The following is a 16,209-nucleotide window of genomic DNA, read 5'->3' as shown; positions in this document are numbered from 1 at the left end:
ATGAAATCGTTGCAATTCAGGTTATGATGGTCCTATGCAGTATAAAGGTCGGGCTATAGACTCCGTTCTCACCGAGCTTCTAGAGGCCATGGGCGCAGTTTTGATTGAGGGGCCTCGCGGCTGCGGAAAAACATCCACAGCTCTTGCCAAGGCTGCTAGTCATGTCCGGCTGGATAAATCTCCGAGCATGGTGCAGCTAGCGGAATTGAATCCCTCAGAAATTTTGAAAGGCGATACTCCGCGGCTGATCGACGAATGGCAATTAGCTCCGTCAATCTGGAATGCCATTAGGCATGAGATCGATTACCGGCAACAACGAGGACAATTCATATTGTCCGGGTCATCATCACCAACCATGGATGAAAGCCGACATTCGGGTGCAGGGCGTATTGCTCGGCTACGTATGCGTCCCATGGCTTTAGTCGAAAGCGGTGCTTCCTCGGGTTCAATTTCTTTGAATCAACTGGGGACGGAGGAGAGTGTTAGTGCGACCTCAGAATTGGGTTACAAGGATTTAGCGGAACAAGCTGTTCGTGGGGGATGGCCCGGACTGTTGGAAATCGGGACACGACAAGCGATAGCTTTCAACCGTTCTTACTGTGAGAATATCTACGAGTCTGAACTTGAAGCAGCGGTAGGCGTGAGGCATAACCCAGATGCCGTACGAAGATTGATGTCATCCGTCGCTCGAAATATCTCGAGCGAGGCAACGCTCCAAAATATCGCTAAAGATATCGCTCCAGCGGGTAGCTCAGTGGAACCGAAAACTGTCGCAGGCTACATCGATGCTTTGAACCAGGTCTTTGCGTTAGAGGAGCTCCCAGCTTGGAGTGTGTCGCTCCGATCGCGATCGCGTCTGCGAACCTCGTCAAAACTTCATTTGGCTGATCCGAGTCTTGCGTGTGCAGCTCTTGGGGTCGGGGTCGATCGGCTGGCTAGCGACCCGGAGTATTTCGGTCAAGTCTTCGAGTCGATGGTGATAAGAGATTTGAGAACTCTTGCCAGTGCTGAGTTTGGCAGGGTTTATCACTACCGCGATAACACAGGCCTAGAAGTAGACGCGATCATTGAATATCCCGAGGATTCAAAGTGGGCTGCCTGCGAGGTAAAGCTAGGTTCAAGCAGGATTAATGAAGCGGAAAAAAATCTGCTGAAACTTGCAAATGATCGAGTTGATTTAGACAAAGTAGGAAAGCCAGCATTTTTGGCCGTCATTACAGGAACTGAGTATGCCTACACGCTTCCGAGCGGGGTCCACGTGGTGCCCTTAGGTGTGCTTGGATACTGAGCTTGAAACAGTGGAATCCTGTTCAAATACTTTGGTGGATTTGGTAAGTGCGGGTAAATCGCGCGAGAAACGCGCTCTCGCTGGCGCTGGCGGTGCGGCTGTGGGGAACCACAAGCGTGTAAGATGGCACGGGTTAGAGACGTAATGAACGCCGTGACAGGAGAGTTTCGGGAAAGTGGCTGAGCAACAACCGCATTATGATGCGTCATCGATCACCATCCTTGAGGGGTTGGAAGCGGTGCGTAAGCGCCCCGGCATGTACATCGGTTCGACCGGTGCGCGCGGCCTGCACCACTTGGTGTGGGAGGTCGTGGATAACTCCGTCGATGAGGCGATGGCTGGTTACGCGGACAAGGTCGAGGTGACCCTGCTCGCGGATGGTGGTGTCCAGGTGGTGGACAACGGCCGTGGTATTCCGGTGGAGATGCACCCGTCGGGCGCGCCGACGGTGCAGGTTGTGATGACGCAGCTGCACGCGGGCGGCAAGTTTGACTCGGAGTCCTATGCGGTTTCGGGTGGTCTGCATGGTGTGGGTATTTCCGTCGTTAATGCTTTGTCCACTCGTGTAGAGGCGGATATTAAGCGCGACGGTAAGCACTGGCTGCAGAATTTCAAGAATGCGGTGCCGGATGAGCTCATTGAGGGCGATAACGCGCGTGGCACGGGTACGACGATTCGTTTCTGGCCGGACGCCGAGATTTTTGAGACGGTCGATTTTGATTACGACACGATTGCGCGCCGCCTGCAGGAGATGGCCTTCCTGAACAAGGGCCTGACTATCACACTGAAGGATGAGCGTGTCTCCGATGAGGAGCTGGAGCTTGAGGCGATCGCCGAGGAAGGCGATACGGCACAGGCTCTCGATGGCGACTCCTTCGATGACGCAGAAGCAGATGCCGATGCTGACACGGAGAAGACCGAGGACAGCAATGATGAGACGGGTGTCGCCCCGGCCACGAAGAAGAAGCGTGAGAAGAAGGTCACGTACTTCTACCCGGACGGCCTGGTGGATTACGTCAATTACCTGAACCGTACGAAGACGGCGATTCACCCGTCGATCGTTGGGTTTGAGGCGAAGGGCGAGGAGCATGAGCTTGAGATCGCCATGCAGTGGAACAGTGGCTTCAAGGAGTCGGTGCACACCTTTGCCAACACGATTAATACGCATGAGGGCGGTACGCACGAGGAAGGTTTCCGTGCAGCGCTGACCTCGCTGATGAACCGCTATGCGCGTGAGCACAAGCTGATTAAGGATAAGGATCCGAATCTAACGGGCGATGACTGCCGTGAGGGTCTGGCCGCGGTGATCTCTGTGCGCGTGGCGGACCCGCAGTTTGAGGGTCAGACGAAGACGAAGCTGGGCAACTCCGAGATCAAGGGTTTTGTGCAGCGTTCTGTCAATGAGCATTTGAATGACTGGTTTGATGCGAACCCGGCTGAGGCCAAGGTAATCATCAAGAAGGCAGTGTCTTCCTCACAGGCGCGTGAGGCGGCGCGTAAGGCGCGTGAGTCTGTGCGCCGTAAGTCCGCGACGGACCTGGGTGGTCTGCCGGGCAAGCTGGCGGATTGCCGTTCGAAGGACCCGGTTGTGTCCGAGCTGTTCATCGTGGAGGGTGACTCCGCTGGTGGTTCGGCGAAGCAGGGACGTGACTCGATGTACCAGGCGATTCTGCCGTTGCGCGGCAAGATCCTGAACGTGGAAAAGGCTCGTCTTGATCGTGTGCTGAATAACAATGAGGTTCAGGCGATCATCACGGCGCTGGGCACGGGCATCAATGATGAGTTTGATATTTCGAAGCTGCGCTACCACAAGATCGTGCTCATGGCCGATGCGGATGTGGATGGTCAGCACATTGCAACGCTGCTGCTCACGCTGCTGTACCGCCTGATGCCGGAGCTGATTGCTAACGGTCACGTGTATCTGGCTAATCCGCCGTTGTACAAGTTGAAGTGGCAGAAGGGTGAGCCGGGTTACGCGTATTCAGATGCGGAGCGTGACGCGGAGCTGGAGGCCGGCTTGGCTGAGGGCCGCAAGATCAACACTGATGACGGCATTCAGCGCTACAAGGGTCTGGGTGAGATGAATCCGGGCGAGTTGTGGGAGACCACGCTGGATAAGGAGCACCGTGTGCTGCGCCGCGTTGAGCTGGAGGATGCGCAGCGTGCGGATGAGCTCTTCTCCATCCTCATGGGCGATGATGTGGCGGCGCGCCGTTCCTTCATCACCCGCAAGGCGAAGGATGTGCGCTTCCTCGACGTGTAGTGCGCAGTGAGGTTGCCCGGGGTCGCGGATAATTTAGCTTATCGACGCACCCCGGTTGCCTTTTGTTGGCACAATATTCCTCATGTCTGTGACTGAGCGTTATACCTTGTCGTACTTGCCGGATCATTCGGTGAGCACCGTGTATTGCTTTGATCCGGAGGATCTGGCCGATGGTGCTCCTTTGGTGATGATGTGGCCGGGCTTTGGCATGGGGGCGCGTTATTACCGGCCGTTGGCGCGTGAGTTGGCGGCGCGTGGCTACTACGTGGCTATTGGGGAGCTGCGCGGGCAGGGCACGAATTCCACGAAGGCGCTGCCGGATAATCAGTGGGGCTACCACAATCTTGCGTCGGAGGATTATCCGCGGGCGATTGAGGCGGCCAAGCAGGAGCTGGGTTTGCCGCGGGATCACCCCACGTTTATGTTGACGCACTCAATGGGCGGCCAGGTGGGCTCGATGTTCCTTGCCCGCCCGGAGGCCAAGGAGCTCAACCTGAAAGGTTTGATGGGCGTGGGCACGGGCAGTCCCTATTACCGCGGGTTCCAGGGTCGCGCGTTTGTTCGCGCTTTGTTGGGCGGGCAGCTCATGGGGCAGGTAGCTAAGTTGCGTGGTTTTTGGCCGGGTGGCGCATTAGATATTGCCGGCTACGGCCGCCAGTCCGGCCGGCATGTGTACGAGTGGTCGTTGTTCAACCGGACTAACTCGATTGCGAACTTGGCGGGGCAGGACATTGATTATGCGGCGGCGATTAAGAAGGTCGACGTACCGGTCCTGCTCACACGGTTCACCAATGACGATGAATGCACCCTCGCCTCCTGCGAGTATCTCCTTACGCACCTGACCAAGGCACCGCGCAAAGCCGAGGAACTCTCTGGCGGCTTGGGGCATAACCGTTGGGCGCGGGAGCCACAGATCATCGCGGACCGTTTTGAACAATTCGTGGCAGAAACCACCAATTAACCGTGTCCGGGGCACTGGACGGGGGGGGGAAGCTTTTTCGCGCACCGTAGTTCATTGACGCCGTATTAGTCAGATGTGGTGGACCTCATACATAAGTTTCGTTTGATGCGTGTCTCAGGAGATATGGCGTGTACCAGCACTTATTGGTCGTGCTGGGATCCAGACACTGTGATCTGGGAGCGAAGCTGCCCCTATATAGGTCTATCTGGTGTTTTATAACATTTTTTGTTGGCTAAACGAGCAGATATTTGGCACAGTAACTATGGATACCTGTCTGGGCTTCCCATTCATAGTGCACAAAAGTCTGAAGGAGTAATTGTGGCTACATCAACTCGGCGTCAGCGAACGTCTACCCGTACAGGGATAGCTATTGCATCGGTCGTTTCACTGGCGTTGGGTGCGGTTGCTGTTGTCGGTCCTGGCGCTGTGAATACTCAGGCCACGGCAGCAGAGTTCACCGGCGGCCTCCGCGGCGATGATGGCCAAGGTGCGGTGGAGAAACAGGACCAGAAGGCCTCGGACCTGGATACGGGTGGGAATAAGTGTACTGTTTTTGTTTCTTCCCCCAAGCCTGGTGGTGGCAGCCAGGCTGGTTTTACATGGCACACGCTGGAGCCGACCCAGCAAAGTAAGGACAAGACGCAGTGGGGCTTGAGTGTCGCTTTTGACAACTCAAAGGACCGTACGTTTGCGGATTGGAGCTTTTCCAACTCGGGAAACTTCGGCGCCTCCCTCAATATCGGTACGGTTCCGGCGATGGCTCCCGGCCAGACTCTTCCGTCTGACAATGGGCCTGTTACGGCCAAAGCTGATGAGTCCATCGACATCACCGCGAGCCGCACACAAAGGAACCTGAATCTTGCTGCTGACCTGACTGAAGATGAGGTCAAGCAGTTCGCGCAGGCTGGTGCTGATAACCCAGTGCGTTATGCGTGGCAGGGCAACTACACGAAGGACAACATTCTCAGTCCTTTCGCTACGCGGGGAGACAACGCTGCTTTCACCGCGGTTGTGAACCCGTGGCCCAGTGAGAACATGGAGTGCAATCCCATCACGGTGAACTGGGAGAGCTTTGACAAGCACGTGATCGTTGAGGGAGAAGAGACCAAGGTCGGTCACATTAATATTCCGGCGTTGGATGAAGATAGCCAAGGCCAAGACGACTCGTTGTCGCGCATGGTGGTAGAGGCCTATGACGACAACGGCAAGTTCATCGGCACTTCAAATGCCAAGGAGTCTGGTGGTTCGCAGCGTCTGCGCGTGGATGAGAAGGGTGATATTTACTCCACGTGGCCCAAATACCGTGGCACGGATCTGGCGGCGGATAAGAATGTGAACTTCTCCGTTATTGCGTTGCCGCGCAGTGTGGATCAGCTTAAGGCCGCAGTGGAGAACAACAATGGGTACGGCGATGCGTTTGACAGCTCTAACTCACTGACGCGCTACAACAAGCCGAATGTCATCGATTCGAAGGGCTTCAGGCTGGATGACACGGAGGACCACACTCCGCGGTATGACCAGAATGAGAAGAAGATCATCTCGGGTGTGGATGGGCCGAGGGGTCCGGTGAACACTGGGCGCCAGACAGTGACTTTCACCCAGGTGCCGGACCTGCTCAAGGAACTGGCTAAGAAGAAGGCTGACGGTGGCTTTGAGGCCACAGTCGAACTGGATGACACGTACGTCCTGGAGGGCTGGGACGTAGAGATGGACGAGGACTACAACGTCACCGTCACATCCCCGGAGAATCCGATGCCGAATACATTTGCACGCCCGAAGATCACGGTGGAGTACTCAAACGGTTCCACCGATGAGATTCAGCTTTTCGTGCTCGTGGACCCGAATAACACACAGGTCACCGATCTGGTGCGCCCGGCTGTGGCAAAGGGTCTGCCGAATCAGGAGATCACCTCCCAGATTGGCACCAAGCCCATCATGAGGGGCCGTAAGCCCGTTTTCCCAGAGAAGTTTGAGGTCGATCAATCTACTGTTCCAGAGGGCTGGACTGTCACGGTTGATCCGACTGGCAAGGTCACTGCAGTGGCGGCTTATAACGACGTTCCCTTGGGCACGACCATCTCCCCGACGGTGAAGGCCACCTACCCGGACCAGACGACAGATGAGGTGGAAGTCCGCTTCCAGGTCATCGCTGAAATTAAGATTCCTGACTATGACAGGGTGACGGATAGGCCGGGCAAGGCTGTGACTCTCACACCAACCCTTCCGGAGAAGGGTTTGAGCGGTAGTGAGACAGACCAGCCGCCTTACCGTTACAGCTTCGCCAATGAAGAGCTCGAGTACACGGTTGAGGATGACAGTGGCACGTGGCACCTCACGATCGATGAGGATACTGGTGAAATCACCACCACGATCCCGCGCACCGCACCTGAGGGTTACATCCTGGACGTTCCGGTCCATACGTTCTATCGGGTCGGGGAAACGAAAATGGTGCCGGTCACGGCCACCATCACGGTTCTGCGCAGCGACATTGTTCCTGTTTATCCTGTGGAATCCACCGGCCCGAATGAACCGGTGGAGCACAAGGTGAAGGATGCCCCGAGGGGCTCTACGTTCTCCTTCGGCGACCTGGATGGCCAACCGCTCCTGACCAAGGAAGAAGACGGCTGGACGTACTCCATCGACCCGAAGACCGGTGTTGTCACGGCCACTCCGCCGGCCGATGCTAAGCCGGGTGATAAAAAGACGATCACCGTCAAGGTGGCAACGCCGGATGGATCGACCCCGGAGGTGCCTGTCACGACCGTGGTGAAGTTGAGCAACAGCTGGGAAGCTGAGCCAACGTACCAGGCTGAAACGGTGTATCCGGGTGAGACGGCGACCTTGCCGGTGGACTTTGATAACCCAGACAACGCCAAGCTGGCCAAGGACAAGCCGTTCAAGCTCGGCGATATTCCTGCTGGGTGGACCGTCAGCATTGATGACGATGGCACGATCACCGCAACCGCACCCAAGGGGGCGAAAATTGGTGACGCGATCGACATTCCTGTCACGGTGACCTACGAGGATGGCACCACGGACACCACGAAGGCAAAGGTGACGGTCATTGACGTCCTGGAGCGGGAGATTCCGTTCAACACTGTGTACAAGTACGACCCGACGGTGAACCAGGGCACCTACAAGGTGGAGACCGAAGGTAAGCCGGGTAAGGAGACTTTGAACAAAGACCGCACGTGGAAGCGTGTGGAGGACCCGGTCGATGAAGTTGTGGTCATTGGCACGAAGCCGATGAGTGAGAAGGTGGAGTGGACAGAGCCGATCCCGTACTCCACGGTCATCCGCGAGAACCCGAATCTCGCGCCGGGTGAAGTGAAGGTTGTTCAGGAAGGCTCGAACGGTGAGGCTTCCTACGCCGCCGTCTTCAATGGTGTCAACGGTGAAGCAACGGTCACGGAGACTAAGGCTCGCACCGAACCGACAGATCGCATTGTTGAGCACGGTCCGCGCCTAAAGGATCAGGAGCTGGTCACGGAGACCACGCGCAAGATCCCGTTTGAGACCACGATCGTCTTCGATGACACGTTGGCCGCGGGTGAGCAGGTCGTCGATAAGCAAGGTGTCGTCGGCGAGGAGAAGGTGACAAGCACGCAGAAGCTTGTCGACGGCAAACCCTCCGGCGACCCCGTCGTTCAGACGACAACGGTGACCGAGAAGCAGGACGCTGTCATCCGCGTGGGTACCAAGACCACGGGTACGAACACTGAGACCGTTAAGTCTGAGGTCCCGTTCGGTGTGAAGATCGAGTTCGATCCGAATATGGCGGCTGGCACCTCCGAGGTGACCACGCCGGGTGTTCCGGGTGAGAAGACGGTGACGATCAAGCGCGACATCACCAACTCCCAGCCGGGTGACCCGCAGATCACCGAGGAGATCACCAAACAGCCTGTTGATCAGGTGATCAAGGTGGGTACGAAGCCGTCTGAGGCTTCCTCGAAGGTCACGTGGACTGCTCAGGTTCCGTTTGAGGTAGAGACCCGCCCGAATCCGGAACTCAAGCCTGGTGAGATCAAGGTTGTTCAGAAGGGTGTTCCGGGTGAGAAGACCTACACCGCTGATTTCACCGCCACCGGTGACCAGGCAACGGTGACCCCTGAGGAGAAGCAGACGAAGGATCCGGTCAACGAGATCATTGAGTATGGCCCGAAGGCTGATGACACCTCTGTGGTGACAAAGACTGAGAAGCCGGTTCCGTTTGAGACGGAGATTGTCTTTGATGACACGCTTGCCGCTGGTGAGCAGAAGGTTGATCAGCAGGGCGAGAACGGTACTGAGGTTGTGACGTCGACCCAGAAGATCGTCGACGGTAAGCCGTCTGGTGATCCTGAGGTGACTACCGAGCGCACCAAGGAACCGGTCAAGCAGATCATCCGCGTGGGCACCAAGACCACCGGTACGAACACCGAGACTGTTGAGACTGAGGTTCCATTCGGTGTGAAGATCGAGCTTGATCCGGAGATGCCTGCTGGTGAGTCCAAGGTGACCCAGGAAGGTAAGCCGGGCAAGAAGAAGGTGACCATTACGCGCGATATCACCAACTCGCAGCCGGGTGATCCGCAGATCTCTGAGGAGATCATTGAGGAGCCTGTTGATCAGGTGATCAAGGTGGGTACCAAGCAGGCGACTGCGACGGACAAGGTGACGTGGTCGGTGCCAATTCCGTTTAGCACCGTCTTGCGCCCGAACTCGGAGCTCGCGCCGGGTGAGACAAAGGTTGTCCAAGAGGGCGCCGATGGCCAGGCGACCTACGAGGCCACCTTCACCGGTGTCAATGGTGAAGCGAAGGTGACGGGTGTTGTCTCTCGCCTCGAACCGGAGGACCGCATCATCGAGTACGGCCCGCAGGCTGAGGTTGAGGACACCGAGGTGGTGACCAAGACCGAGAAGCCGGTTCTGTTCGAGACGAAGATCATCTTTGATGACACCCTTGAGGCCGGCAAGCAGGTCGTCGATAAGCAAGGCGAGCTTGGCACAGAGGTTGTGACGTCGACTCAGAAGATCAAGGGCGGTAAGCCTGACGGGGAGCCGACCGTGACGACGGAGCGCACGAAGGAGCCGGTTGCGGCTGAGATTCGTGTGGGCACGAAGACTGAAGGCACTTACACCACTGAGTCTGAGGTGGACGTGCCGTTTGAGACCGAGATCATCTTCGATGACGCCCTTGAGGCCGGCAAGCAGGAAACTGTTCAGGAAGGTAAGCCGGGCAAGGACAAGGTGACTACGACCCAGACCATCGTGAACTCGCAGGTCACGGGTACGAACACCGAGACTGAGCGTGTGGCTGAGCCAGTGAACAAGATCATCAAGGTGGGCACCAAGGGCAAACCTGCGTCCACGAAGATTGAGTGGACGGAGACCACTCCGTTTGAGGTTGAAATTCGCCCGAATCCTGAGCTGAAGCCTGGTGAAACCAAGGTTGCCCAGGAGGGCAAGCCTGGTGAGGTCAAGCACACCGTCACGGTGAATGCTGAAAACGGTGAGGCCACCACCGAGGATTCCGTTGAGAAGATCAGCGACCCGGTGACACACATCATCGAGGTTGGTCCTGCCAAGGACCAGGAAACCGAACTGACGGATAAGAGCACACAGCAGATTCCGTTTGAAACCATGGTTGAATACGACCCGAACCTCGAAGTAGGCCAGGTCATTGAGGACCAGGCCGGTGCCTTCGGTGAAAAGGAAACCACCAAGACCTGGAAGCTCGTGAACGGCCAGCCTGTCGGCGAGCCGGAAACCACCGAGCAGACCATCAAGGAGCCGACGCCGCGCAAGATTCGCGTGGGCACCAAGTGCAAGTGTGAAGGTTCGACGGAGACGTCTACTGTGACGTCGCCGACGAAGCCGACGAAGCCGACGGAGCCTGGTGAGCCTTCCGAGCCGTCTGAGCCGGGCGAGCCGGGTGAGCCGGGTGAACCTGGTGATTCGTCGACAACCCCGACGAAGCCGACTGAGCCCACTAAGCCGACTGAACCGACTGAGCCGTCTGATCCGGGCGAGCCGGGTGAACCTGGTGATTCATCGACAACCCCAACAAAGCCGACTGAGCCCACTAAGCCAAGCGAGCCGACTCCGGTTCCGCCGACAACGCCTGGTGGTTCGTCTGGTTCTTCAGACCCGTCTGGTTCTGGTTCCAGTGGAGCTGTTGCGGAGCGTTGTTTTGGTAATGCTGTGCGTTCGCCGATTCTATGGTTGCTGCCGATTGGTTTGCTGGCCTCGCTTGGTGGCAAGTTGATTCAGCCGTACTTGGGTCAGGTGCAAGGTCAGTTGGATGGTTTGAATGCGCAGATTAATGCTCGTGTTCAAGAAGAGATGCGTCGTCATGGACATGATTTTGATGATCATGGTCTTGGTGGTCGTGTTGGTCAGCAGCATGACCGGTTGAAAGAGCAGTATGGCGATCAGTTTGGTGAGATTGGTCGTCGTGTCAGTGAGGCCAATGCGCAGTTGCAGGGTTTTGTGAATGATCCGATGGTGCAGAAGTTGGGTCAGGCTGCTGGTCTGATTCTGGCGTTGGTTGCTGCTGGGGCTGTTCTGTACGACTGGTGTGGTAGTCCGGTCGGTCAGGCGAAGACCTCTATTAAGGGTGGTGGTTCGTCTACCCCTGGTGGCAAGGAGCCGTCCCCGGCACCGTCGCCATCGCCGTCGCCGCAGGATAGTGTCGAGCCTCTCTAGGCACTAGGCGAGGCGGGATTTGTTCCCGCCTCGCGGCACTGTGTTGCTCCCCGCTGGTTGGTCTGAGAAATCAGACGCTGACCAACGGGGAGCTTCTCATTGGGTGCTGGGGTGCCGCGGGCGCTGCAGCAATGGGTTTGTTTGAACCTGTGAAACATTTAATTCTGGCTTATCTTGCTCTTATTTGGCACAGTAATAAATAGGTATTTGCAATGGGGGATCCCATTTTTAGTGCATAACAGTTATAAGGAGTATTTATGATCACACCAAACCGGCGTACGCGTAGGACGTCCCGTGCAGGGATCGCAGCTGTATCTGCTGTTTCTTTGGCTTTGGGGGCGGCTGCTGTTGTCGGCCCTGGGCCGCTCACATTGGAGGCCGCGGCCACGCCACTGACTAATGAGGAATGTGGTGCCTGTGGTGCCAACAATGAGGCAGGGCAGCCAAAACCCGAGCCTGAGGATCCGGCGTCATCGGGTCCGGCACAGTCGGGATTGTCGGCTGCCAGTGGTGCTGTTGCAGAGCGTTGTTTTGGTAATGCTGTGCGTTCGCCGATTCTGTGGTTGTTGCCGGTTGTTCTGTTGGCACAGACTGGCGGCAAGTTGATCGAGCCGTACTTGGGTCAGCTGCAGGGTCAGTTGGATGGTCTGAACGCGCAGATTGGTGCGCGTGTTCAAGAGGCGAGCCGCGGTCAAGCGCAAAGCTCTGACGACGATGTGCCGTTCGGCCGTACAGGAAACAAGCACAACTGGGTGTTTGAGCAGCATGGTGAGCAGTTTGGTGGAATCGGGGCTCGCCTGGATGAGGTGAATGGGCAGCTGCAGGGCTTCCTGAATGACCCGAACGTGAAGCAGGCGGGTGAGGTCGCTGGCGCGATTCTGGCTTTGGTTGCTGCAGGGTTCATCTTGTACGACTGGTGCAGCACCCCGTCGGGTGATGCGAACAGCTCCATCAAGATTGAAGGATCGTCCAGCGGTAGTTCTTCTGAAGAGGTTCCGCCGCGCAACCCTGAAGGGAACGTCGAGCCCTTCTAAGCCCTGACCAGTGAGGCGGTTTCGCACGGGCCTTTTGCCTTATCGACGAATGTGATCTGGCACACTATCCGCATGAGCGAAACCAGTCAGTCGAAGGACTATATCTTCGTTGATGCCCCTGTAGTACTACCCGATGGAACGATGTCACCGGTGTATGTCTTCCCACCACAACGTGCGGTGGGGCAGGGGCCCAAGCCGTTGGTGGCTATTTGGCCGGGCTTTGGCATGGGGGCGCGGTACTTCCGGCCGACGGCACAGGAGTTGGCTAATCGGGGTTACCCGGTGGTGATTGGGGAGCTCCGCGGGCAGGGGAGGAGTAATGCCAAGGCGACGCGGCGGTCGCGTTGGGGTTACCACGACACCGCGTCGGAGGATTACCCGATAACCATCAGGGCAGCGAAGGAAGCACTGAACCTGCCGGAGGACTATCCGACGTTGCTGCTGGTTCACTCCATGGGCGGCCAGGTGGGCTCGCTGTTCCTGGCCCGCCCGGAGGCGAAGGAACTCAACGTGGTGGGCATGATGGGCGTGGGTTCCGGCAGCCCATACGTGGAAGGCTTCGTGGGGGCGGATCGACGCCGTGTGGCCTACGGCAGCTTGTTCATGTCGGCGGTATCCAGGATCTTTGGGTTCTGGCCAGCCGGCCGGGTGGATCTGCCCGGCTATGGCCGCCAGTCCGATGTTCACGTGCGGGAGTGGAAAAGGTTCTGCCACCGGAACTCGTTGGCTAACCTGCGGGGCCAGGACATGGATTATGAGGCACGGATGAAAGAAGTCACCGTGCCCATCCTGCTCACCCGGTTCACGGATGATGAGGACTGCACCCTAGCCTCCGCCGCATGGCTGGCCGAAAAGTTCAACCCGGACCTTGTGCACGTTGAACAGATCAACGGCGGTCTTGGCCACACGCGGTGGGCCCGCAAACCGGAGCGGGTTGCGGACCGGTTAGACCGCTTCGTGGAGGCTCTGTAGAGGCTTTACTGGGAGTCGAGGGCCTGCTGCCAGAAGTCCGCTTCCAGGCGGGTAGCGGTGCGGAAGATGTCCAAGAGGCGCTCGTAACGCTTCGTGCCCGCGATGTCGGTGGCGGGGACGGCCAAGAGATCGTCGAGAAGCGAAGTCATGTACTTAGCCTGATTCTGAAAGGCATCGCCGGAGTACTCCTGGATCCACTCGGCGTATGGGTGATCCGGGTTGGACGTGAGCTGTGGCTCCAGGTTGGTGCCAATTTCGGCGTACCCGATCTGGCAAGGGGCCAGGGCGATCTGCAGCTCCAGCAAATCCCCAGCCATCCCGGTGTCCAGCACGTAGCGGGTGTAAGCAACGGTGGCCTGCTTCTCCGGGGCGGTGTCGAGTTCCTCGCTGGTGATGCCCCAGCGCTCCGTCAGGCGGCGGTGCAGATTCGTCTCATGGATGGTGGCGGACAGGCCCTGCGCGGCTGCTTCCACCTCACCAAGGGTGCGCGCTTTGTAGGCGGCCAGCGCGTTGGCGCGGGCGTACTGCACGAGGAAGAGATAATCCTGCACCAGGTAATCCTGGAAGATCGGCAACGGCAGCGTGCCCTGGCCGAGATCCTCCACGAACTTGTGGTGAATGTACGCATCCCACTCGGGGGCGTCCTGCTTGAGAAGCTCCAGAAGATTCATGTTCTACACCTCTAGTGGTTGCTCGTAGGAATTGTTGAAGAAGTCCAGCTCAAGTGCCACGGCACGGCCGAAGTACTCGGTGATGATGCGGCGGTCTTCTTCGCTGCGCTCACCCAGGCGGTCCACCTCACTGCGCAGGAACGCCACCAGGTCGTGGAACTCTGGGTAATCGTGCAGCTCAATCCACTCGTTGTGGACGAAGCTTGCCGGGCGCTTCTCTGGTGCCTTGATAGCCCAGTCGAGGTAGAGCCACTCGGCGACGACAAGCACGCCGAGGGCTGCGGCGTAGGAGCGAGTCTGCGCTGCCTCACGCATGAGGCCGGTAAAGCCCGTGCAGGCGGGGGAGTCCGGGGTGTTGGCGCGCAGCTCCTCGGTCACACCGAGTTCTTCGAAGGAGCGCAGGAAGTACGTGTTCTCATCCCCGGCGACCTCGCCGATGAACTGGGACAGGCGCAGACGCGGTTCCAGATCATCCGCCGTGGACATCGCTGCGCCGAGCAACTGCAGGAAACTGTCCAGGAAGCGGTAGTCCTGCACCAGGTATCCGGCCATGACGTTGTTGGGAATTGAGCCGCTGAAAAGCTCCTTCACAAACCTGTGATTGACGGCGGCGTCCCATGTTTCGCGGTGGGCGTCGCGCAATTCCTCGGTAAACCTAGGCATTGTTCCCCCAAAGATTGTGGAAGTGGTGGACCGGGCCATGGCCGTGGCCCACATTGAGCTGGTCAGCGTGCTTGAGCGCTGCCGTGAGGTACTCCTTCGCCTCACGGACCGCGGACTCCATGTCCATGCGCGGCAAACGCGCAGCGATAGCGGCGGACAGGGTGCAGCCCGTGCCGTGATCATTCGTCGTGGCAATGCGTGGAGCGGTCAGCTCAATGCGCGTATCCGGGCCGATGAGAATGTCCGTGCTCAGCTCGCTCGTGTGGCCCTCCAGGTGGCCTCCCTTGAGCAGCACCCAATCGCAGCCGAGTTTAAGCAGATCGTCTGCGTGCTCCTGCATCTGATCCAGTTTGCTCATCTCCTCGTCCAAACCGAGGAGCACCGACGCTTCCGGCAGATTCGGCGTAATCAGCGTGGACCGGGGCACCAGCTGATCGCGCAGCGCGCCCTCCGTATCCGCGTCCAGCAGGCTATCCCCGCTCTTAGCCACCATCACCGGATCAAGCACCACCGGGCACGTTGCCTTATCTGTGTACTGGTCCAGGGCTTTTGTGATCGCCTCGATGATGCCGGCGTTGGCCACCATGCCAATCTTCACCGCATCAACCTGTACGTCCTCAAATACCGCCGCCGCCTGGTCGAAGACGAAGTCTGGGTCTAATGCCTGAAACGCCCGCACCCCCTGGGTGTTTTGCGCAACCACAGCGGTGATCACGCTCATGCCATAAGCGCCAGCGGCTGAAAACGCCTTCAGATCAGCTTGGATGCCGGCGCCGCCTGATGGGTCCGTGCCGGCGATGGTGAGCACATTGGGTATGCGTTTATTGGGTACGCGAATGTCACTCATAGACAATTCCTCCGCGAATACTAATTCGATCAGGTTCAACGGGTGTGATCTCAGCCAGCTCGTTTATGCGCGCCGGCACCCCGTGTCTTACACCGCTTGAGGCTACCAAAGTTCCTGGCGGTGCTGAGTTGGTTTTGGGTGGTGTTGTGGTGCTACTGCGCGTGCTTCTCCAGGATCTCCCCGAACTCCGGCAAGGCTGGTGCCACGATGCCGGAGATCTTTCCGCGCATGGAGGAGTACACCTTGCTCACGGCCGCAGGCGCCTTGTCTGCAAAAGCATCGCCCACCTTTAGCACAGAATCAGCCACTTCATCCTCATGCGCTGCGAGGTAGGCGCCGAAACTGTTCTGGCTGGCATCGCCCTTGTAGGCAGCCCAGTGCGGGTTGAGTTCCTTCAGGATGCTGGGCAACACCCGATCGACCCCTTTCGACACTGCATCTGCGTCAGCCTTCTTCGCGGCGCCCAGCGCCGACTTCACAGCCATACCGGTGAGCCCAGACAGGTTAGCGGTGGTCTTATCCACCAGGGCAACGAGATCGTTCACGGCCTGCGCGCGGGCGGGGCCTTCAAGGAGAGTGTTCAAGTCAGTCATGCGGTTAACTCTAGGAACTTCCCGTTAGGGAGGGAGAGTGAGGGCGGTTTGGGGGTGTGCTTCCGGGCGTGTGGGGCCCGAACTCCCGGAAATCGCGCACAACCCCTTGTAAAAGACCAGGACTGCACTCAGCTCTCCGGAGTTGAGAGCAACGGCTTAAGGGACATTTCGTGTGGATAAACCGATACGGATTCCCGGGGCAGCCTGGGATAATGCGGTGATCTTGATTT

Annotated in this window: 10 protein-coding genes and 1 riboswitch; of the genes, 6 read left to right on the top strand and 4 right to left on the bottom strand. The window is 58.0% G+C overall.

Annotated features, from left to right (window positions below; all coding sequences use genetic code 11):
* Positions 1–34 precede the first annotated feature (34 nt).
* From QP968_RS07950 to QP968_RS07925, 6 genes are all read left to right on the top strand, one after another.
* Complete coding sequence (locus QP968_RS07950) at positions 35–1,288, top strand: ATP-binding protein (RefSeq protein WP_284855874.1); 1,254 nt, start codon at positions 35–37, stop codon at positions 1,286–1,288.
* A gap of 175 nt (positions 1,289–1,463) precedes the next feature.
* The gene (gene gyrB / locus QP968_RS07945) at positions 1,464–3,551 is read left to right on the top strand and encodes a DNA topoisomerase (ATP-hydrolyzing) subunit B (RefSeq protein ID WP_284855873.1); all 2,088 of its coding nucleotides are present in this window, start codon (positions 1,464–1,466) and stop codon (positions 3,549–3,551) included.
* Positions 3,552–3,633: 82 nt separating this feature from the next.
* On the top strand, positions 3,634–4,512 hold the full coding sequence (locus QP968_RS07940) for an alpha/beta fold hydrolase (protein ID WP_284855872.1): 879 nt from the start codon (positions 3,634–3,636) through the stop codon (positions 4,510–4,512).
* 318 nt (positions 4,513–4,830) lie between these two features.
* Positions 4,831–11,199, top strand: coding sequence for a G5 domain-containing protein (locus QP968_RS07935; RefSeq protein ID WP_284855871.1), 6,369 nt, complete (start codon positions 4,831–4,833; stop codon positions 11,197–11,199).
* Between the two features lie 257 nt (positions 11,200–11,456).
* Positions 11,457–12,233, top strand: a complete 777-nt coding sequence (locus tag QP968_RS07930) for a hypothetical protein (RefSeq protein ID WP_284855870.1) — start codon at positions 11,457–11,459, stop codon at positions 12,231–12,233.
* A gap of 72 nt (positions 12,234–12,305) precedes the next feature.
* Positions 12,306–13,205 (top strand): alpha/beta fold hydrolase, encoded by a 900-nt coding sequence (locus QP968_RS07925; protein ID WP_284855869.1) that lies wholly within the window; start codon positions 12,306–12,308, stop codon positions 13,203–13,205.
* Positions 13,206–13,210: 5 nt separating this feature from the next.
* Here QP968_RS07925 and tenA read toward each other — a convergent pair whose 3' ends face one another.
* From tenA to QP968_RS07905, 4 genes are all read right to left on the bottom strand, one after another.
* Positions 13,211–13,876, bottom strand: coding sequence for a thiaminase II (tenA, locus tag QP968_RS07920; RefSeq protein WP_284855868.1), 666 nt, complete (start codon positions 13,874–13,876; stop codon positions 13,211–13,213).
* Between the two features lie 3 nt (positions 13,877–13,879).
* On the bottom strand, positions 13,880–14,539 hold the full coding sequence (locus QP968_RS07915; RefSeq protein ID WP_284855867.1) for a TenA family protein: 660 nt from the start codon (positions 14,537–14,539) through the stop codon (positions 13,880–13,882).
* Complete coding sequence (gene thiD, locus QP968_RS07910; RefSeq protein WP_284855866.1) at positions 14,532–15,386, bottom strand: bifunctional hydroxymethylpyrimidine kinase/phosphomethylpyrimidine kinase; 855 nt, start codon at positions 15,384–15,386, stop codon at positions 14,532–14,534. Before thiD ends, QP968_RS07915 begins: the two co-directional genes overlap by 8 nt.
* Positions 15,375–15,479, bottom strand: a riboswitch (TPP riboswitch). (Overlaps the previous gene by 12 nt.)
* A gap of 59 nt (positions 15,480–15,538) precedes the next feature.
* Entirely contained in the window at positions 15,539–15,979 is a 441-nt protein-coding gene (locus QP968_RS07905) for a DUF6918 family protein (protein ID WP_284855865.1), read from the bottom strand.
* Between the last annotated feature and the right edge of the window lie 230 nt (positions 15,980–16,209).

Origin of the sequence: Corynebacterium sp. MSK041, assembly GCF_030232265.1 — a bacterium.
GTDB lineage: Bacteria > Actinomycetota > Actinomycetes > Mycobacteriales > Mycobacteriaceae > Corynebacterium.
This window is presented reverse-complemented; position numbering and strand designations above follow the sequence as displayed.